The following is a 19,824-nucleotide window of genomic DNA, read 5'->3' as shown; positions in this document are numbered from 1 at the left end:
ACCGGGGGTACAAAGATGAGTAAGCTTGATGAATTTATCAAAAATGAAGGTAGTGTTTTTCCAGGAAAAACATATGTAGAAGAGCTTTTAATGCCTGTATTTAATGATCAAAGAGATTACTTATTCCATGTGATGTTCGATATTCACCGAGCACATGTCATCATGCTTTCAGAACAAAAGATCATTAAAGAAGAAGAAGCGAAAATCATGCTGGATGGGATTCGAAAAGTGGCTCAAACAGATATTACCCTGCTGACCTATCAACCTCAATTCGAAGACTTATTTTTCATGATGGAGGCAAAGATTGGCGATGAAATTGGCCATGAATTGGCGGGAAAGATCCATATCGGCCGCAGTCGCAACGATATGGGAGTCGCCATGTACCGGCTTGTTTTGAGAGGTCACCTTCTCCAATTAATTGGCTATGCAAATCAATTGAGTGAGGCATTCTTGGTGCAAGCAGAGAAGCATATGGAAACCTATATTACTGGCTACACCCATACCCAGCCGGCTCAGCCGACTACATTAGGCCATTACTTCCTAGCCATTTATGATGTACTTCAAAGAGATATTGGCCGGTTTTGGGCAGCTTATGAAACGGTGAACCAATCACCCCTGGGCGCGGCTGCTTTAACCACAACTGGTTTTCCAATCAGCCGGAATCGCACCGCTGAACTGCTTGGGTTTGATTCGGTTATTGAAAATTCCTATGATTCGATTGGCGGGGCGGATTATTTATTGGAAACCGCAAGTGCCATCATGACGGCCATGGTCAATACGGGAAGATGGATTCAAGATTTCTTGCAGCATGTGACAAGGGAGTTTGGTACATTTTATGTGTCTGATCCTTATGTTCAAGTAAGCAGTATCATGCCGCAAAAAAGAAATCCGGTTTCAATCGAACATTCACGTTCGATTGCAAGCAGTGCTTACGGTGATGCACTTGCTGCAATGAATATGATCCACAATACTCCATTTGGCGATATCGTCGATACGGAAGATGATCTGCAGCCGCATTTATATCGGGCTTTTTCGAATGCAGGCCGTGTCATGAAACTCATGTATGCCGTCATATCGACTTTGAAAGTAAATGAAGAGCATACTAAGAAAATGGCGGCAAAATCTAGTATAACAGTTACTGAATTAGCTGATACCCTATCAAGAGATTACGAGATATCATTTAGAAAAGCTCATTCCATAGCTAGCCATATTGCAAAACAGTCGATAAGTGAAGGGAAAGAGCTGTATGATTGGGACACACAAGACATTAACAAGATTATAAATGAATTCGTTGCAGTGAATTTAAATGAAGACGAATGGAAAAAGATCATCTCTCCCGAATACTTTGTCGAGATCAGAAGCATTCAAGGCGGGCCTAGCCCGAAAGAAGTTTCGAGGATGATCGTAAATAGAAAACAAGAACTAGAACAACAGTTGCACGAATATAAGGAAATCGTTAAAGCTTTGAATGCTGGAAGGAAGACTTTAGTGGAGTATTGAAGGTGCCAGGGACATAAAGGAATTGGATACAAAAGAAGCTAGGGGATTTGATTTCCAATCAAATGTACATCGTAATTATTAGGTGATACAGACCTAGTGAAGAAGGAATTGTTATTGATCTTGGAGGAAGAACAGCACGGGGCCGTTACCTTCGCTTGGGCATGCCCTATTGTATTTCAGGGGACTTGGTAAATAACTCCCACAGGCAGAACAAGGGAAAAAGTCAGCATAAAGTTTAAAGACCCGGGATGAAGGTGCCTGGGTTTTTTACGTTAAATATCATTCTGCTGTTGATATTTGAACTTAACGAACGAATGTTCTAAAATGAAGAGTGAGGTGTATCGAAGGGCTTGATATAGCAAAATGACTAGAGAGCTTTTGAAATGGAGGATTAGAACAGATGGATGAGAAAAATCAAATCTTATTGCAATCCGATCTTGGTGGTCAAAATTCCTGGGCTTCCTCTGACACAATTCATAGTGACCTTATTGCAACAAAGGAACTTGTTTATAGCACGTGCAGGTTTGATTTGTCTCAACCACTAATAGAAGCACAAAACGCTGAATATGGAGCCTATATATTCAAGTTGAATAGCCTTTTTATTAGGTTTCGTGTGGCTAAAATCACACCTGCAAAGGTTGGACAATTTGTGACTTTGTGGGAGCGGATTGGGAATGGAGCGATTCAACCATATGACATATCAAATCCAGTTGATTTGTTTGTTATTAGTACTCGCAAAGGGAATAACTTTGGTCAGTTTGTATTTCCAAAAGCTGTCTTATGTGATCAAAATATAGTATCTAATAAGGGCAATGGCGGTAAACGGGCTATACGCGTTTATCCACCTTGGGACAAGCCTGTTAGCCGTCAGGCACAAAAAACTCAAATATGGCAGCTGAAATATTTCATAGAGATCCCTATAAATAAACCAATAGACTTTGCTCGAGTTCAAATGCTCTACAGTCCCAATCACGCAAGTCAATTAGAAATCTAAATATGATTTCTATACGATAAACGACGATGTTGAACATTCATTAAATGACAACGACTCATTTGTATATATGCTTACACGAATTCATAGAGTTTTATTTTTCAGGGGTTATATTTCTTGAATAAGAAGAGGTGGACAGTTGATAGTGTAAAAAGGCTCAGTCTTTGGACTGAGCCTCTCGATTATATAATGTCATGTACGGTGCACTTTTCATCCAAAAGCCACCGTCAAAGAAATACTTCAGATATCGTTTAAGGATTTAGGCTCAAGCTTAACCGCGTGCTTCCTGAAAGCGAGGCTTACCGTGATCATCACCAAGAAATTGACCGCCAAGGCGATGATCCCGACATTCAAATCTTTCGCTGCTTGTGGCAAGGATGGAAACAAGGTTCCTATAGTTGAAGAACTGAGTGTAATGCAGATTACGATGAATAATCCGGTGATGATGCCGGCGATTGCGCCATATTTATTGATGGGATTATTCTTCTTCAGACTAAAGAGTAGGGACGGGAATAGCTGTGTGATGAGACTGTATCCCATGAGAATCAATGCTGACATCGTTTCTCCCCCGTTTAAGGTGAAGTAGACGGCTATTAGGGCAATGACAGGAACAAGGGATTTTGCCAATCTTACAACGTGACGATCGGATACGGCAGGGGCCAATTCCTTATATACGTTTTTCGCGAGCAGTGTTGCGACACTCATTAATAGCATGGATCCAGGCACCAATGCGGTCAGCAATCCTGCTCCGCCGATTATACCTATAAACCATGGATCGAAGGTCTCGGTCGAAAGACGCAACAATGAAAGGTCTGCTTCTGCTCCAACTAGTCCAGGCACTTTCAATATAGCTGTGAACCCGACAAAAAAGACAAATAACAACATGAGCGTATATAACGGGCTAATGATGGCATTCTTTCGAAATACCTTCCCGCTGCGCGCCGAATAAACTGCGCTGAAAACTTGTGGCCACATATAGAAACCGAATACGAGCAATATTACCGTGGAGATAAACCATGATACGCTAAGTCCCTGCTCAGGGAACTTTAGAAAACCGGGCTTGGCCGCATCAACCGCTTCAAACATCGGCTGATATCCACCAAAGTAATGAATGGGGAGGTAAATCCCTAAGAAGCCTATAATTGCGATCATCATGATATCTTTAATGACGGCTGTCCAAACTGAGCCGTGTATACCGGATATCATCACATAAATGGTAAGGCCGATCGCCCCCATCCAAACTGCCGCAGACATGGAGATGGCGCCATAGGATGCTTCCGAGACAATGATCCCCAATCCTTTCAGCTGCACGACAATCACTGGAATCATCGACACCACACCGACAAGCGCAGCTAAAATTCCTAAACTTGGACTCTTATATTTGCTAACAAAGAAATCGGATTGTGACATCAGTTTATTATCTTTGGCATATTTCCATATTTCCGGAAGGAGCCAATAAGATAATACATAAGACAAGGTAATGTAAATTAGAACATATAGAGCGGGTGCACCCTTGCCATATGCCCAGCCGCTGCCGCCAAGAAAAGAGAAGGTCGTATAAATTTCCCCAGCCATGAGCAGAAAGACGAATATCGCTCCAAAACCGCGTCCGCCAACCGTCCATTGTTCCAAGTTCATATCTTTTCCTTTTGAAGAGCGAATGCCTAAAAAAATCGCTAGAAGTAAAAATGCTAAAATGATTAAGAGAGCAATATTCATTCCTGGTCACCTTCTCTATTCCTTGGGTCCAACTTATACATGATGCCCAAAATGGCAGAGGTAAGGACCACCCACATAGCCATCCAGAACATGTTGAAAGGCATACCCAATACATATGGTTCTATTCTATTAACAAAAGGCAGGAATCCTAGTATGCCTATAAAAGGAACTAGAGTAAGGATATATATAATCTTCATTAAACAAACCCCTCCGGTTATTAAATAAAGTGAAACGTCCACCAATGGGGTTTTTCACCATTGCCACTGATGGATGGGTCGACCAATCAGGATGTACCTTCTTTTCGAAGGAAGGGACCGATGATATATATTAGCTTACACTATTTTGATTTAAAATTTAATGTGGTTGCTTGATATATTTTAACAACAGTGCGGACTACTCATATTGAAACGGTCTTATGATGAAAATGATAAAGCCTTGAATCATATTGAGTTCAAGGCTTTACTTCTGTTTCTATCTTTTTTTCTGATAGTTATATAGTATCACCAAGAGTAGGAACCAGATGGGTGTCAGGATTAGTGATAGTCTTGTAGCTTCAGCGAATAGCATAACGATTAGGATGAATAGGAATAATCCTAAAATGACGTAATTGATAAAGGGTGTAAAAGGTGCTTTGAACGATGATTCGGCTCTTAAGTCCGGTCGTGTTTTCGAATATTTGATATGGGAAATCAAAATGATGCTCCATACCCAAATGAAACAGATGGCACTGATGGTCGTCACAACGGTAAATGCCTGTTCCGGTATCAATTTGCTTAACAATGCCCCTATTGAGACAACGATCGTTGATGTCAGCAAGGCATTGCTTGGAACAGCCTGCTTATTTAATTTTGCAAGCTTAGCAGGGGCTTCGTCATTCTTGCTTAACGTATAAAGTATTCGGCTTGTTGAAAACAAACCGCTGTTGCATGCAGAAGCAGCAGATGTTAAAACAACGAAATTGATGACCCCTGCAGCGACAGGAATGCCGATTAATGCAAATACTTCAACAAATGGGCTGCTCGAGGCATCCAATTGTGTCCAAGGGTTAACGCAGAGAATGACGAATAGGGCACCTACATAAAAAAGTAAAATCCGGACGGGGATTTTATTGATGGCCGACGGAATGTTTTTTCTCGGGTTCGCCGTCTCTGCTGCGGAAACCCCGACCAATTCGACCCCTACAAAGGAGAAGACGACCAACTGTAAAGATAACAGGAATCCGGAAATGCCATTGGGGAACATACCCCCATGACTCCATAAGTTCGTTACGGAAACTGTTCCTGTATTTGTTTTGAAGCCGATGATCAATAAGATGATTCCTACTATGATCAAGGTGATGATCGTGATTACTTTAATGATGGCAAACCAGAATTCCAATTCGCCAAATAACTTAACGGTCAATAGGTTCAATCCTAACAGAACGACAAGGCATATTAGGGCCGGGACCCATTGAGGGATATCGAACCAGTATTGGATATAGACACCGACAGCGATGATATCGGCCATTGCGGTCATGATCCAACAGAACCAATAGGTCCACCCGGTGACGAACCCGGCCCATGGACCGATATATTCGGTTGCGAATTCAGTGAATGACGTATACCCTGCGTTGGATAAAAGCAATTCCCCTAAGGCTCTCATGACAAAAAACAAGGAAATCCCTATGATTAGATAGGTAAAGATGATGGATGGACCCGCCAATTGTATGGCTTTTCCTGAACCTAAAAATAAACCGGTACCAATGGTTCCTCCTATTGCAATCAGTTGTACATGACGATTCTTTAAATCTCTTTTTAATTCTTGTTTAGCCAATTCGTACGCCCCCATCTTTATAGTCTTGGTAGTGAATGATTTCAAACCTGCACGGTCTTGGAGAGAGGGACGTGATTTATCGCCCAGCTTGCTTTCCCAATGGTTTTTCACGAGTGTGTTATTTACGCACAAACACAAAGTGGACAATAAAAAAAAGAGATTGGATAGTACCAATCTCTTAAAGGGTTCAGAATAACAATTTATCATTCGTTACTCTTCTGTCCTTTTGCCTGAGATTGTGAATCCTTCGGCGCTGCATCTTGTACAGTCTCTCCAGAAGCTGCTCCTGCTATAGTGTTATCCATAGCATTCATCGCTTGCTTGTATGCGGTTGTGAAAATATCCGTCTGTGAAAGATATGAAAGGCTCTTTCACGCTTGAACATTCATTATGCTTATAAAATAATATTGGAATTCTATCATCTATTCTTCTATAGGTCAACAAATTATTTTGGTAGTTAACAGGCGTTAAAGTTTTTTTATTTTTTAACTGTCACTTGAAGGGAATCCAAGTAAATATGATTTTTTTCCACTCTTTTTGAATCATCACTATTATAAGATACTGATCATCACTTTTTTAAAATGATATTTTTAGATTGGAAGAATCGCCAAGATATATTTGGTAACTGTTTATTTGAAAAATACATTTGTATTTTTACAGAATATTTACTATTATAAGATAAGAAAATAAAATTAAAGTATTATTGATATTGTTTCGATAGAAAATTTCTAACCGCAATAATTAATAGAGAGTACAGTGGTTGGCAAGGATAGAAAAGCATGACGCTTATATTGCATCTGGGGGAGTTAATCATGTCAAACAAGGAATTAAAGCGAGGGCTGGAAGCTCGTCATATTCAAATGATAGCTTTGGGCGGAACCATCGGAGTCGGGTTATTCATGGGATCGGCGAGCACGATCAAATGGACCGGGCCCTCTGTAATGCTTGCGTATGCCATCGCAGGTATTTTTATTTTTTTCATCATGCGTTCTATGGGTGAGATGCTATATTTAGAACCGACTACAGGTTCTTTTGCAACCTTTGCGAGCAGCTATATACATCCTTTGGCAGGTTATATGACTGCTTGGAGCAATTGGTTTCAATGGGTAATCGTCGGAATGTCCGAAATTATCGCGGTTGGGTTGTATATGCAATATTGGTTCCCGGAGTTACCTGCTTGGATACCAGGTGTGGTCGCCATGATCATCTTGGGAGCGGCCAACCTCATTTCCGTTAAATCCTTCGGGGAATTTGAATTTTGGTTTGCGCTTATAAAAATAATAACGATCGTATTGATGATCATTGCCGGCCTTGGCCTTATCTTCTTTGGAATAGGGAGTGGTGGAGACGCAATTGGATTATCGAATCTTTGGGCAAACGGCGGCTTCTTCACGGGGGGCTGGACAGGATTCTTCTTCGCGCTTTCCCTTGTCGTGGCTTCCTATCAAGGCGTTGAGCTTATCGGCATCACTGCCGGAGAAGCGAAAGATCCAACGAAGACCGTAACAAAAGCGATCCAATCAATCATATGGCGCATTTTAATCTTTTATATTGGCGCCATATTCGTTATCGTGACAGTCTTCCCTTGGGATCAACTGGATGACTTAGGAAGTCCATTCGTTTCAACCTTTGCTAAAATAGGTATCACAGCAGCGGCAGGAATCATTAACTTTGTCGTTATCACAGCAGCCATGTCTGGATGTAACAGTGGGATTTTCAGTGCAGGTCGTATGCTTTACACATTAGCATTGAACGGCCAAGCTCCGAAAATATTTGCAAAAGTATCTAAAAATGGAGTGCCGGCCTATTGTACGATCGCTGTACTTTTAGGCCTGGGCATTGGTGTTGTCCTGAACTACCTTGCACCGCCGCAACTATTCCTTTATGTATATAGTGCGAGTGTTTTACCTGGGATGATTCCATGGTTTGTCTTACTTATCAGTGAGCTGAAGTTCAGAAAGGTAAATGCAGCTGAAATGGAGAAACATCCGTTCAAGATGCCGTTGGCCCCTTTCAGTAACTATGCGACCATTGCCTTCTTACTGATGGTGCTGGTCGGTATGTGGATCAATCCTAGTACCCGGATTTCCTTGGTTGTCGGGATCGTTTTCCTAGCATTAGTCGTAGCAAGTTATTACATCCTGAAAATGGATAAGCGAAAACCATTGAAAGATGACGAAATATAAGAAACATAAATGGATATAGAAAAACCCCTCTTCTAATCAGAGGGGTTTTTTGCTTTTATTAAGCATTGGAATGGGAAATCACGAGTAAAGCTAATTTGACGTTAAAGAAAGTGTCTTTATACCGGATTTTTTCATAGTATGTAACATCTTTACCCGAGAGGGGGTTATTTTTTGGAACGAACAAAGCTTACCGGGCGAATCGTAACATCAAATGATGCTGAGTACGATGATGCCAGGATAAATAATAATTTGAGCTTTCCTAAATTCCCAAAGGTCATTGTGTTTTGTCAAAATTCCAAAGATGTGCTGAATGCATTGAAGTGGGTACGGGAGAATCATACACCTTTTCGGGTGAGGAGCGGCAGGCATAGTTATGAAAATTTTTCATTAGTAAATGGCGGTCTAATTATTGATATCAGTGAAATGTACAAGATCAAGGTCAATCGTGAAAAAATGATCGCAAGAATTGAAGCCGGGGCTGATTTAGGGCAAGTATATAATACGTTATGGAAGTATGGCACGACGATTCCGGCTGGGACCGAGAGCAGTGTTGGCCTTGTCGGTCTTACGCTCGGCGGCGGAATTGGTATGCTAACGAGGCGCTTTGGACTTACTTGTGACAATCTCCTTGAAATAGAGATGGTAAGGGCGTGTGGAAAGAGGGGCGCCAAACTCATTAAAGCGAATAGAAAAAATAATCATGATTTATTTTGGGCATGCTGCGGGGGCGGAGGTGGGAACTTTGGCATTGTCACTTCCCTTACTTTCAGGATACATCCAGTATCCAGGGTTTCTGTATTCTCCGTCACATGGGGGTGGAAAGACTTCGAATCGGTGTTTAATACCTGGCAGGATTGGGCCCCTCAAGCTGATGAAAGCTTAACTTCAGAAATTGAATTCAAGGCAAAGAAAGCAAACGAAATTATCGCTCAAGGTGAATTTGTTGGAACGTCACATAGGTTAAAGCAGCTTCTAAAGCCTTTGACAAAAACTGGATCACCCACGAATGTCATGATTAAGGAAGTCCCATACATTGAAGCTGTAAGGTTTTTTGATGATCCGAGTGGAAATCAACCGGCCCATCGAAAGAGGTCAGGATCTTTCATTGAAAAGCCTTTTCCTCAACGAGCAATCTTGACGATGAAGCATTTTTTGGAAAACGCACCAAATGAAAAGGCAGCCATTTGGCATCAATCCCTAGGAGGGGCAGCGGGCCTTACTGACCCAAAGGCGACAGCTTTTTATTATCGTGATGCTATTATCGCCCAGGAGTATTTAGCTACATGGAATAATCCAGAAGAAGAGCGGCTGAACATTCGGTGGATCAAGGACCTGAAGCGCGCCTTGTCACCATTTACCACAGGGGATTACGTAAATTGGCCGGATTCTCTCATCAAAGATTGGCCAACTGCTTATTATGGCGAAAATTTCAAACGGCTTCGAGAAGTGAAAACGACTTATGATCCGTACTATACGTTTAAATTTCCTCAAAGCATCCCCCCTATAAATAAGTGGAGTTGAAAAAGCTTGGAAGCTTTCGTAACTAAAAGGCCTATTCCTCAATTTGGATATAGGCCTCTTCTTTTCTTAGTATTCATCAATTAATCGAGGTAATCCCCAAAATCATTCTGCTTGCGGAGCTTGTACGGCATTGTATACCTGATTTACGGAAGATTGGGCTTGTGCGATCTCTTGAGCAGCTTGTTTAATGGCTTCTTGTGCTAAAGTTGGATCCGAGGAAGATTTTTCAATTGCTTGTGAAAGTAAGGTTTGCGTAAGGGTAACGTTTGCTTTTGCTTGATTTAATTGATTGACATCAATTTGTTGTTGAGGCATGTAGTTTCTCTCCTTATGTCATTATTGGATTTACTACATTAGGATGACCCTTCTTATCTTTTTTATAAGGAGAAAAAATATACAACCGTAGACAGGAAGTACCGCTTGGAAATGTTGTAAATTATACATTTAACATGCCTAACTTTTGGACAATGGAAACATGTGACCTATCCATATTCCTTAGGGTTGTATATCTGGGCAGAATGAGAATGGTCCATAATTTTTAATTGAATTTTCATTTGCATAACTAGAATGAAGTTCATTGAATACGATGTTGTATGGTATCACAATGAATATATGGTTGTTTACTTCATTAAATTACACTTTACTTATTGGTTTTATAAGATTAAAATCGGAGAAAGTATTATTATAAGAGATGAGCTGATTGGACAACCAAAAGCTCCTGAACGCGATAAGCGAACAGGAGCTTTTGGTGTTCATTTTGCAAAAGGAGTTGGGAAGATGAATATTGATCATATTGAAGCTTTTATGTATGTTGTTCACCTCAATAGTTTTCATAAAGCTGCAGAGGCAATGTTTTTATCACAGCCAACAGTCTCGGCAAGAATTAAGACGCTTGAGAGTGAACTCGATTCAGTACTATTTGAGAGGCAAGGGAGAGGGATTATTTTAACTGAAAAAGGGAAGGCCTTCATTCCATTTGCGGAACAAATTATTCGAACTTTTCAACAGGGGAAAAAACAGTTGAAAACAGGAAGCGATCTGGAGGAAATAACGATAGGGGCTAATATCATTACATCGCAATACTTTATTCCATTTGCTCTTCCTTTATGGAAAAGGAAAAATCCTAATTTACGCTTTAAATTTATTTCAGCAACAAATGATGCATTAATGGATAAATTGCTTCAGAAAAAGGTTGATATAGCATTTATGAAGGATGTTTCACATAGTGGTCTGCAAAATTATAAGACCCTTGATAATTCGATTCGTTTAGTCGTGTATCCAGGACATCCATTTCAACTTGAAACTGAGCTGACAGTGCAGGTATTAGCAACGGAACCGTTAGTATTTTTTGAGTGCGGTGCGTTTGACTGGAACCACGTTCATAAAATTTTTGAAGTGTCTAATGTAGAGCCGCGTATTGAATTTCAGGTTGATCACTTGGAAGTGGCGAAATCACTTATTCTTAGCAGAAGCTGTATCGGATTTTTACCGTATTTATGTATTAAAAATGAATTAGAACAGGGAACTTTGGTTGAAGTGGATGTGTCTCATTTAATCAAGATAAAGCAGCACATCTATCTAACGCACTTAAATCACGGGATGGAAGCTCCCTTACTATGGAATGATATTCTTTTTTCCATTCGGGAATTTGAAAAAGACCAGCACCAATTACAGATACAATCGAATTGATAGATATTTTCTATCAATGCAATATTTTTTTTTATTAGTTAAACCATTGCCATTTGCATGTTTTAGGTGATAGGATAAGTCAAAATAAATTAATCGCATAAGCAAACTATGAATTAAAGCGGAGGAGAGAATATGAGTTATAAGCTTGGCATTTTAGACCAGAGCCCGATATTTCCAGGAGCTTCAGCATTTGATGCACTCCAGCAAACCATTCATCTGGCTAGACATGCAGAAGAGTGGGGGTATACCCGTTTTTGGGTATCAGAACATCATCATGCCGAAAAGCTAGCGGGATCCTCCCCGGAAGTATTGATATCTTATTTATTAGCCCAAACAAAATCGATTCGGGTAGGGTCCGGAGGTGTTATGCTTCAGCATTATAGTCCATATAAAGTGGCGGAAAACTTTCACGTGTTATCGAATCTTTCGCCAGGCAGAGTAGACCTTGGCGTCGGAAAGGCACCAGGTGGTCTTCCCTTATCAACGAAGGCGCTGCAATTTGGTACTGTGAATGATGGAAAGGATTTCGAAGAGAGGCTATCTTTTTTGAAAAAAATAATCGAAAATTCCGTCAATGACACTCATCCGCTTGCAGGTATTCAAGCGACACCGCTCCCTTCCGAAAAGCCAGAGATGTTTCTGCTTGGTGCAAGTACTGACAGCGCCAGGCTAGCAGCCGAACTTGGTATAGATTATGTATTTGCTCGATTTATCAATAGTAATGAGACAGTACTCGAAGATGCTTCACGCATTTACCAAAGTATCAATCCATCTGGAAGCTTTAAGGTATCAGTTTCAGTGATTGCTGCTCCTACACAACAAGAAGCAGAACAGTTAACAGGCGATCAAAAGATCGTGAAAGTCCATCTCCAAAGCGGTCGTTCTGTTACGGTCCAAACCCTAGAGCAAGCAGAGTTATTTGGGAATCAGTCTGGGGAGTCTTACGAAATAGAAGAACAGGATTCCAATATTATTGCTGGAACTCCCTCATATGTAAAAGAGATATTAACAAATTTACATGAAAAATATGGGGTAGATGAGTTCATCCTACATTCGCCGATTTTAAAAGAAGCAGAAAGGTTCCGATCTTTTCAATTGTTGAGTCCTCTTCAATTAGCTTTATCTGAAGAGAAACACTTTTCGAGTCAAAATTAAAAAGTGATGGTGGATGTAAGCAAAGCTAATGACCGATTTAATTAAAGGAGGAGTATGGATGTCTGAGCAGAGAAAGTTGAAATTTGGAGCGCTTATTCATGGCGTTGGAGGGAGTATATCTGGTTGGCGACATTCTGACATACAAGCCGATGCCAGTGTTAGTCTTGAATTTTATAAGCAGCAGGCCCAGAAGGCTGAAGAGGGAAAGTTCGATTTACTTTTCATTGCTGACGGTTTATTTATCAATGAGAAATCAATTCCGCATTTTTTAAATCGATTTGAACCACTGACCATTTTATCCGCACTCGCTGCTTTCACATCAAGAATAGGGCTTGTCGGAACTGTTTCCACCTCATACAGTGAGCCATTTACTGTAGCCCGGCAATTTGCTTCACTTGATCACATTAGTCAAGGTCGTGGCGGATGGAACCTTGTTACTACACCTCTTGAGAGTACTGCCTTGAATTATAACAAAACGATAGAAGAACATCCGGATCATGCGAAACGCTATCGAATAGCATCAGAATATATACAAGTCACCAAAGGACTTTGGGATTCGTGGGAGGATGACGCGTTTACTCGGGATAAAGAGTCCGGTGAGTTTTTTGACCCTTCTAAAATGCATCAATTAAAACATAAAGGAGAATATTTCTCCGTGCAAGGACCACTCAATATTGCCAGATCTAAACAGGGGCGACCTGTCATTTTTCAAGCTGGTTCATCAGAAGCTGGAAAAAATCTTGCGGCTAAAGAAGCGGATGCAATCTTTACAGGTCAACCAACTTTGGAGGATGCCAAGATTTTTTATCAAGATGTAAAAAACAGGGCTATTGCATTCGGGAGAAATCCTGATGAAATTCTTATTCTGCCAGGTATAGCGCCAATCATTGGTGCAAATGAGGAAGAGGCAGAACACAAATATCAAGAACTCGCTAACCTAGTTTCTATAGATAAGGCGCTTGACTATTTGGGACGATACTTCGATCATCATGATTTTTCCCAATATGAGCTGGATGCACCTTTCCCTGATCTTGGAGACATCGGAAAAAACAGTTTCCGAAGTACCACTGATCGAATTAAACAGGAAGCCAAGGAGAAACAGTTAACGCTCCGTCAAGTAGCACTTAAAGAGACTACACCCCGGACTTCTTTTATTGGAACTCCAGAGAAAGTGGCGGATTTGATTCAGCAATGGTTCGAAGAGAAGGGCGCGGATGGATTTATCTTTGCTTCAAGTGTTCCAAATGCTTTAAGTGATTTTGTATCTTATGTGATTCCTATCCTGCAAAAAAGGGGAATATATCGTACTGAATATGAAGCAGAAACATTAAGAGGCAACTTGGGGCTTCCATTCCCGGAAAATCGTCATGCGAAAGAAAAGATTAACCAATTATAGAAGTATCTTTTAAAAAATGAAGGAGGAATACAAAATGGGAGAAGCGTTAAATGTTGTCGTTTGGTCAAAACAAGGATGTCACTATTGCGAAGAGGTTAAACAATACTTAAAAGAAAAGAACATTGCTTATCAAACAGTGGATGTTACCAATCATGATGAACGGCGAGATATTTTAGAAATCAAATATGGTGTTCGGTATGTTCCTGTTATTGAAATTGGGCGAGGTAACGTATATGAGAGTGTTACGGAAATTGGCATACCCTCTCTTGAAAAAGCACTCGAACGCTTACAATAACAAAATTTCGAGGACTTAAGAAGTTGACTAATTCTTAAATGGAAATGAACAGTATGAAATAGATCTATATCGAATGTAAAAGGAAAAATTGTTGATTTAAATCCGACTATTCTTGTGTAAATAATATGTTATGGAAATGGGGAGTTAATCGTGACACAGCTAATCCGTCTTGCCACAGTAAAGGATGCTCCCGAAGTGCTAAACGTTACACTTCGGGCTTATGAACCAATTAGAGAATTGAATATTAACTTTCTGGCTGCGACAGCTGATTTGCAGGTAGTGACGAATAATATTCGGCGGAATCTCACTTATGTTTTAGAACTAGAGGGCCAAATTGTTTCCACTGTGACAGTTCGTCATCCATGGAATGATCCTGATCATTTCAGTCCGTACCCATTCATTTGGTGGTTTGCGGTCGATCCCCTATACAAACAAAAAGGTATTGGCTCGACGTTGTTAACCTGGGTGGAAGAAAATGCACTTCGGAAACAGGTGAAAGCGCCGGCCGTCTACTTGGCGACAGCTGATCGTCATCCTTGGCTTGTTTCCATTTATGAAAGAAGAGGCTATGAGATTTTTGCTGAACGAAATCACGATGGAGAAAAAATTGTGTATCTTCGTAAAATTCTTGATGAAACGTTGTTTCGCATTATTGAAAATAACGAACCAATTGTGAGTAATTAAAAACGTCGGGGGAATTTGAGATGAAAAAAACATTATTAATTGGTATGGCACTGCTACTTACTTTTTTGGGAGCTTGCTCTGCGAAAGAAACAACGAGTACAGCAAAATCAAGTTCTGGAGAATCAAATGATAAAAAAGTCCAGAAAATCATTGTCGGAACTGGGACGCAATTCCCCAATATTTGCTTCTTGGATAAGAATGGTAAGCTGACAGGGTATGATGTCGAGTTGGTTCGCCAAATCGATGAAAAGCTGCCTGAATATGAATTTGAATTTAAAACGATGGAATTTTCTAATCTATTATTAAGTTTAGAAACGAACAAAATAGATTTTGTTGCTCACCAAATGGAGGTGAATGATGAACGAAAAGAAAAATTTCTATTTAATAAAGAACCATATAATGTCTTTCCGCTTCAAGTTACAGTTCATCAGGACAACAATGATATTCATTCCATTAAAGATCTAAAAGGAAAAAAAGCGATAGTGAGTGCAACGAGCAATTCTGCTGTTTTTCTTGAAAAGTATAATAAAGAAAATAAAGCCGGTATTGAAATTGTCTATTCTGGCCAAGGCGTAGATGATACGAAGAATCAAATCAAAACTGGTCGGGCGGATGCTACCATTACTACACCATTTGCAGTCGACTTCTTAAATGAACAAGCAGATGCACAGCAAAAGGTTGTGGGTGAGCCACTTCTTAATTCAAAAGTATACTTTTTGCTAAGAAAAGACGAAACGCCTTTACAGAAGAGAATTGATGAAGCACTTGTGGAGCTGAAAGAAGATGGGGTAGTTAGCGAACTAAGTAAAAAGTGGCTGGGCGCAGACTATTCAGTAGGATTTTAATTAGTTAGTAGTAAGCGCGGAGGTGCTAAAGCATGGGGAAAGCATTTGATCCTTCATTAATCGTCGATTTCATTCCGACATTAATTTATTATCTTGGAGTAACATTGCAAATTCTGGCAGCATCCGTTTTATTAGGAATGGTCATCGGGATAGCGGCAGCCATCCTGAGATTATTTCGTATCCCTGTTTTGAATCAATTAGTCATTTTGTATATTTCATTCATTCGGGGAACTCCTATTTTAATACAATTATTTCTAGTTTTTTATGGACTGCCTGCAATCCTTTTATTCATTAATATTGATATTTCAAGAATGGATGCTCTGTATTTTGTCATCATTACTTATGCATTAAGTAATGGGGCACATTTCGCAGAAATATTCCGAGGAGCGATTAAGGCTGTCGATTATGGGCAAACGGAAGCAGCCTATTCAGTTGGTATGAATAATAGTCAAAGTTTCTTTCGAATTGTGCTTCCTCAGGCCATACGGATTGCCTTTCCGAATATCGCAAACTCTATTATCGGATCCTTGAAGGATACCTCACTTGCCTTTACCATCGGCGTGATGGATATGATGGGCAGGGGAGAGACATTAATTGCTGCAACTGCACATGCTCTCGAAGTCTATCTCTCATTAGCCGTTATCTATTATGCAGTCGTGCTATTGTTTGAGAACATATTCAGGCTTTATGAAAATCGCATTAATCGGCATCAAACTGTTGATGTGTCTGTTACTGGATAACAAAGGGAGGAGAGAAGGACATGACGATTGATATTCTATTCATTTGGACTGCTTTTAAGGAGATTATTAAAGCACTTCCGATTACACTTATCTTAACGATTCTTCCTCTTCTTGCAGGTTTTATTATCGGTCTCGCTGTTGCCTTGATTAGGATATATAAAGTGAAATTTCTTTGTAGAGTTGCAAATGGATATGTTTCCTTCTTTAGAGGAACACCAATTATTATGCACATAATGCTCATTTATTTCGGTTTTCCATTATTAATCGATCAAATTTCAAAAAAAATTGATTTGGGTATACAATCTAATTCCATTCCGATTATTTTATTTGTCTTAACCGCTTTATCGTTGAGTGCGGGTGCTTATTTATCAGAAATATTCAGATCGGGAATTATCAGTGTTTCCAATGGCCAACTGGAGGCAGCCTATTCCGTGGGGATGAATTCGTTTCAAGCCATGACGCGAATTGTTTTGCCACAGGCCATTGCTCAGTCCATCCCGAATTTCACGAATATTTTCATTGGATTTCTGCATACGTCATCCATTGCTTTCATTGTATCCCAAAAAGAAATGACAGGAGCAGCCAATATTGTTGCATCCACCAATTTGAAATTTTTGGAGTCTTTTATCGCTGCTGGTTTAATTTATTGGGGTCTCACAATCATTGCAGAGGGGCTTTCGTTTTTAATTGAGAAAAAGGCCACTGCCTATAATCGAGGAGGAGTACAATGATTTATTTAAAAGATATACAAAAATCATTTAACCAGCAGCCTGTTTTAAAAGGGATTAATTTGAAAATAGGCAAGGGAGAAGTAGTTACCATTCTAGGACCAAGTGGATCTGGGAAAACGACCCTGCTTAGGTGCTTGAATTTTCTGGAGAAACCAGATGAGGGTATCGTTCAAGTGGGAGATATCCAGGTGAGGTCCAAGAAGGCGACCAAAAGGGAAATCTTATCCCTTAGAAGACAATCAGCAATGGTTTTTCAGCATTATAATTTATTTGCTCATAAAACTGTTTTGGAGAATGTAATGGAAGGGTTAATTGTTACAAAAAAATATAAGAAAGCTGAAGCGAAACGGGAAAGCGAGCTGTTATTGGAAAAAGTAGGTTTGGGAGATAAGCATAACTATTTCCCTTCGCAATTGTCAGGAGGTCAACAGCAACGTGTTGGAATTGCCAGGGCACTTGCTTTAAATCCGGAGGTCATTCTATTTGACGAGCCAACGTCGGCACTCGACCCTGAGTTGGTTGGGGAGGTGCTGTCAGTCATAAAAGCAATTGCCCAGGAAGGCATCACGATGGTGATTGTAACCCATGAAATGAGTTTTGCTAAAGAGATATCGGATCGTGTTCTTTTCATGGATGGCGGGGTGATTGTAGAAGAAGGTTCACCGTTGGAGATTTTCAATGCTCCAAAGGAAGATCGAACACGACAATTTTTAAATCGGATATCAAGAGATTTTTCCGTATCGTTTTTAGAAGAAAGGGCCAATTAAAGGAAGGGGCAAAAGGAGGACGTATGATTAATACAATCGTAGTCGATGAATTGATTGAAGCAGATAAAGAGACGGTGCGCCGCTTATTGGTAGAAAGTTATCAACAATATGAACATGAATATTCGAACCCGGAAGCTTGGGAAGGATATTTAAAAAATATTGAAACCTCGTTGGATAATCCACATGTTGATAAGGTGTTGGTTGCAAAGTGCAATCAGGATATCCTTGGCACATTACAGCTTTTTCAGTCATCTGAAAAAGCATATGAAAAGCCGGAACTTGGGATTTTTTCACCAATCATTCGGTTGTTGGCCGTTCATCCCGAATCAAGGGGACGCGGGATCGCTCAGGAATTATTAAAGGCTAGTGTAAATTATGCAAAATCGCAAGGTGCATCCAGTTTGTATCTACATTCTACTGATAAGATGCATAAGGCCATTAAACTATATGAATGGTTTGGCTTTAAACGGGATCGAACGAAAGAATTTCAAAATCATGATATTTTAGTAAAATGCTATCGCTTAGATTTATAGAAGGAGGCGACTGTATGAGTCGAGAGCTGGAAAAGCGCTTAATATCGATACGGCGCCATTTACATCAATATCCTGAGTTATCAAATGAAGAATTTGAAACGACAAAATCAATTCAAAATTGGCTCGAGGAAGAGGGCATTGAAATCCGTCATACAGGATTGAAAACAGGTGTTTTTGCAGATATAAAGGGTGGCAGACCCGGACCGACAGTAGCCATAAGGGCGGATATCGATGCTCTTCCGATTGAGGAACGAACCGGGCTTCCATTTGCTTCTCAAGTAAAAGGAGTGATGCATGCTTGCGGCCATGATTTTCATACGGCAGCTGCAATTGGTGCTGCCTACCTTTTAAAAGAATATCAATCAGAGTTGTGCGGGACAGTGCGATTGCTTTTTCAACCCGCAGAAGAATTAGGTGGCGGAGCGGAGCATGTGATAAAAGATGGTCAAATTGACGATGTAGCGGCTGTAATTGGTCTGCACAATAAACCCAATTTGCCTGTCGGCACCATTGGGATAAAAGAAGGTCCGTTAATGGCGGCAGTGGACCGTTTTCATATTGTCCTTCAAGGGAAGGGGAGCCACGCGGCCATCCCTCAAAACGGAAAAGATCCAATAGCGGCAGCGGCTCAGCTTATTACCGCTCTTCAAACTATCGTCAGCCGGAATGTATCCCCATTAGATAGTGCTGTGGTGAGTGTTACGAGAATAACAGGCGGAAACACGTGGAATGTAATTCCGGGCGACGTCATATTGGAAGGAACGATTCGAACCTTTAATTCTGAGATACGCGAAGAAGTAAAAGAAAAGTTTTATTCAATTGTGAATCATATTGCAGCTGCTTTTTCACAGGAAGCTGCGATTGGTTGGTTTCCTGGGCCCCCCGCGCTTCTTAATCATCCGGCAGTCACAGAGATGGCCCGCTTGTCTGCTCGGCAACAAACATTGCATGTAATCCATCCAGAACCTTCAATGGGTGGTGAAGATTTCGCTTATTACCTACAACATATCCCCGGTACCTTTGCCTTTTTTGGTACAAACGGAAACGAAGACTGGCATCATCCAGCTTTTACTGTTGATGAAAAAGCCATTATTAAGGCCGCTTATTTTTTATTTGAAAGTGCCAAGAATATATTACATGGCCAGTGTAAGTGGTGAACATACATAACAAAGGTGCCAGACACTATTTCGTGCCTAGCACCTTTGATGTTGTAATTCCAAAGGTTTCGGTCAAATTTGATTTCAAGCATATTCATGATGC

19 protein-coding genes and 1 riboswitch are annotated in these 19,824 nt (G+C 40.4%); of the genes, 15 read left to right on the top strand and 4 right to left on the bottom strand.

Features of this window, described 5'->3' with window-relative positions; all coding sequences use genetic code 11:
- The first annotated feature begins 15 nt into the window (after positions 1–15).
- Positions 16–1,500 (top strand): argininosuccinate lyase, encoded by a 1,485-nt coding sequence (gene argH / locus ACQKMH_RS25195; protein WP_427590076.1) that lies wholly within the window; start codon positions 16–18, stop codon positions 1,498–1,500.
- Between the two features lie 400 nt (positions 1,501–1,900).
- Complete coding sequence (locus ACQKMH_RS25190) at positions 1,901–2,494, top strand: MepB family protein (RefSeq protein WP_427590075.1); 594 nt, start codon at positions 1,901–1,903, stop codon at positions 2,492–2,494.
- Positions 2,495–2,731: 237 nt separating this feature from the next.
- Here ACQKMH_RS25190 and ACQKMH_RS25185 read toward each other — a convergent pair whose 3' ends face one another.
- The 3 genes from ACQKMH_RS25185 to ACQKMH_RS25175 form a co-directional block, all read right to left on the bottom strand.
- On the bottom strand, positions 2,732–4,210 hold the full coding sequence (locus ACQKMH_RS25185; protein WP_427590074.1) for a sodium:solute symporter family protein: 1,479 nt from the start codon (positions 4,208–4,210) through the stop codon (positions 2,732–2,734).
- A complete protein-coding gene (locus ACQKMH_RS25180) occupies positions 4,207–4,407 on the bottom strand; it encodes a DUF3311 domain-containing protein (protein ID WP_125161884.1) in 201 nt (66 codons plus the stop codon). Before ACQKMH_RS25180 ends, ACQKMH_RS25185 begins: the two co-directional genes overlap by 4 nt.
- Before the next feature lie 274 nt (positions 4,408–4,681).
- Positions 4,682–6,022, bottom strand: coding sequence for an amino acid permease (locus ACQKMH_RS25175; protein WP_427590072.1), 1,341 nt, complete (start codon positions 6,020–6,022; stop codon positions 4,682–4,684).
- A 208-nt stretch (positions 6,023–6,230) separates the two neighbouring features.
- A riboswitch (glycine riboswitch) is annotated at positions 6,231–6,309 on the bottom strand.
- Positions 6,310–6,834: 525 nt separating this feature from the next.
- Here ACQKMH_RS25175 and ACQKMH_RS25170 point away from each other — a divergent pair.
- Positions 6,835–8,208: an amino acid permease gene (locus ACQKMH_RS25170; protein WP_427590071.1), complete on the top strand. Its 1,374-nt coding sequence runs from the start codon at positions 6,835–6,837 to the stop codon at positions 8,206–8,208.
- A gap of 171 nt (positions 8,209–8,379) precedes the next feature.
- Positions 8,380–9,729 carry an FAD-binding oxidoreductase gene (locus tag ACQKMH_RS25165; RefSeq protein WP_427590070.1) on the top strand — a complete coding sequence of 450 codons (1,350 nt, stop codon included), beginning with the start codon at positions 8,380–8,382 and terminating at the stop codon, positions 9,727–9,729.
- A gap of 102 nt (positions 9,730–9,831) precedes the next feature.
- Here the strand turns inward: ACQKMH_RS25165 and ACQKMH_RS25160 are convergent, their stop codons facing one another.
- Entirely contained in the window at positions 9,832–10,044 is a 213-nt protein-coding gene (locus tag ACQKMH_RS25160; protein ID WP_230159348.1) for a hypothetical protein, read from the bottom strand.
- A 462-nt stretch (positions 10,045–10,506) separates the two neighbouring features.
- Here ACQKMH_RS25160 and ACQKMH_RS25155 point away from each other — a divergent pair, with 462 nt between their 5' ends.
- The 11 genes from ACQKMH_RS25155 (at position 10,507) to ACQKMH_RS25105 (ending at position 19,721) form a co-directional block, all read left to right on the top strand.
- Entirely contained in the window at positions 10,507–11,418 is a 912-nt protein-coding gene (locus tag ACQKMH_RS25155) for a LysR family transcriptional regulator (RefSeq protein ID WP_427590069.1), read from the top strand.
- 132 nt (positions 11,419–11,550) lie between these two features.
- Entirely contained in the window at positions 11,551–12,573 is a 1,023-nt protein-coding gene (locus ACQKMH_RS25150) for an LLM class flavin-dependent oxidoreductase (RefSeq protein WP_427590068.1), read from the top strand.
- 58 nt (positions 12,574–12,631) lie between these two features.
- Positions 12,632–13,969: an LLM class flavin-dependent oxidoreductase gene (locus ACQKMH_RS25145; protein WP_427590067.1), complete on the top strand. Its 1,338-nt coding sequence runs from the start codon at positions 12,632–12,634 to the stop codon at positions 13,967–13,969.
- Positions 13,970–14,003: 34 nt separating this feature from the next.
- Positions 14,004–14,264 (top strand): glutaredoxin family protein, encoded by a 261-nt coding sequence (locus ACQKMH_RS25140; protein ID WP_427590066.1) that lies wholly within the window; start codon positions 14,004–14,006, stop codon positions 14,262–14,264.
- Between the two features lie 150 nt (positions 14,265–14,414).
- Positions 14,415–14,948 (top strand): GNAT family N-acetyltransferase, encoded by a 534-nt coding sequence (locus ACQKMH_RS25135; protein WP_427590065.1) that lies wholly within the window; start codon positions 14,415–14,417, stop codon positions 14,946–14,948.
- Between the two features lie 20 nt (positions 14,949–14,968).
- Positions 14,969–15,793 carry an amino acid ABC transporter substrate-binding protein gene (locus ACQKMH_RS25130; RefSeq protein WP_427590063.1) on the top strand — a complete coding sequence of 275 codons (825 nt, stop codon included), beginning with the start codon at positions 14,969–14,971 and terminating at the stop codon, positions 15,791–15,793.
- A 32-nt stretch (positions 15,794–15,825) separates the two neighbouring features.
- The gene (locus tag ACQKMH_RS25125) at positions 15,826–16,533 is read left to right on the top strand and encodes an amino acid ABC transporter permease (RefSeq protein WP_427590062.1); all 708 of its coding nucleotides are present in this window, start codon (positions 15,826–15,828) and stop codon (positions 16,531–16,533) included.
- Between the two features lie 20 nt (positions 16,534–16,553).
- A complete protein-coding gene (locus ACQKMH_RS25120; protein WP_427590061.1) occupies positions 16,554–17,264 on the top strand; it encodes an amino acid ABC transporter permease in 711 nt (236 codons plus the stop codon).
- Positions 17,261–18,031, top strand: coding sequence for an amino acid ABC transporter ATP-binding protein (locus ACQKMH_RS25115; RefSeq protein ID WP_427590060.1), 771 nt, complete (start codon positions 17,261–17,263; stop codon positions 18,029–18,031). Before ACQKMH_RS25120 ends, ACQKMH_RS25115 begins: the two co-directional genes overlap by 4 nt.
- 23 nt (positions 18,032–18,054) lie before the next feature.
- Positions 18,055–18,564, top strand: a complete 510-nt coding sequence (locus tag ACQKMH_RS25110) for a GNAT family N-acetyltransferase (RefSeq protein ID WP_427590059.1) — start codon at positions 18,055–18,057, stop codon at positions 18,562–18,564.
- Positions 18,565–18,578: 14 nt separating this feature from the next.
- Positions 18,579–19,721, top strand: a complete 1,143-nt coding sequence (locus tag ACQKMH_RS25105; RefSeq protein WP_427590058.1) for an amidohydrolase — start codon at positions 18,579–18,581, stop codon at positions 19,719–19,721.
- Positions 19,722–19,824 lie beyond the last annotated feature (103 nt).

This window comes from Peribacillus sp. NPDC097895 (genome assembly GCF_050277555.1).
Classification (GTDB): Bacteria; Bacillota; Bacilli; order Bacillales; family DSM-1321; genus Peribacillus.
This window is presented reverse-complemented; position numbering and strand designations above follow the sequence as displayed.

Bases quoted from the DNA above. Each gene is read 5' to 3' on its own strand.
- argH (WP_427590076.1), top strand. From the start codon at position 16: ATGAGTAAGCTTGATGAATTTATCAAAAATGAAGGTAGTGTTTTTCCA.
- ACQKMH_RS25190 (WP_427590075.1), top strand. From the start codon at position 1,901: ATGGATGAGAAAAATCAAATCTTATTGCAATCCGATCTTGGTGGTCAA.
- ACQKMH_RS25185 (WP_427590074.1), bottom strand. From the start codon at position 4,210: ATGAATATTGCTCTCTTAATCATTTTAGCATTTTTACTTCTAGCGATT.
- ACQKMH_RS25180 (WP_125161884.1), bottom strand. From the start codon at position 4,407: ATGAAGATTATATATATCCTTACTCTAGTTCCTTTTATAGGCATACTA.
- ACQKMH_RS25170 (WP_427590071.1), top strand. From the start codon at position 6,835: ATGTCAAACAAGGAATTAAAGCGAGGGCTGGAAGCTCGTCATATTCAA.
- ACQKMH_RS25160 (WP_230159348.1), bottom strand. From the start codon at position 10,044: ATGCCTCAACAACAAATTGATGTCAATCAATTAAATCAAGCAAAAGCA.
- ACQKMH_RS25155 (WP_427590069.1), top strand. From the start codon at position 10,507: ATGAATATTGATCATATTGAAGCTTTTATGTATGTTGTTCACCTCAAT.
- ACQKMH_RS25150 (WP_427590068.1), top strand. From the start codon at position 11,551: ATGAGTTATAAGCTTGGCATTTTAGACCAGAGCCCGATATTTCCAGGA.
- ACQKMH_RS25145 (WP_427590067.1), top strand. From the start codon at position 12,632: ATGTCTGAGCAGAGAAAGTTGAAATTTGGAGCGCTTATTCATGGCGTT.
- ACQKMH_RS25140 (WP_427590066.1), top strand. From the start codon at position 14,004: ATGGGAGAAGCGTTAAATGTTGTCGTTTGGTCAAAACAAGGATGTCAC.
- ACQKMH_RS25130 (WP_427590063.1), top strand. From the start codon at position 14,969: ATGAAAAAAACATTATTAATTGGTATGGCACTGCTACTTACTTTTTTG.
- ACQKMH_RS25125 (WP_427590062.1), top strand. From the start codon at position 15,826: ATGGGGAAAGCATTTGATCCTTCATTAATCGTCGATTTCATTCCGACA.
- ACQKMH_RS25120 (WP_427590061.1), top strand. From the start codon at position 16,554: ATGACGATTGATATTCTATTCATTTGGACTGCTTTTAAGGAGATTATT.
- ACQKMH_RS25115 (WP_427590060.1), top strand. From the start codon at position 17,261: ATGATTTATTTAAAAGATATACAAAAATCATTTAACCAGCAGCCTGTT.
- ACQKMH_RS25110 (WP_427590059.1), top strand. From the start codon at position 18,055: ATGATTAATACAATCGTAGTCGATGAATTGATTGAAGCAGATAAAGAG.
- ACQKMH_RS25105 (WP_427590058.1), top strand. From the start codon at position 18,579: ATGAGTCGAGAGCTGGAAAAGCGCTTAATATCGATACGGCGCCATTTA.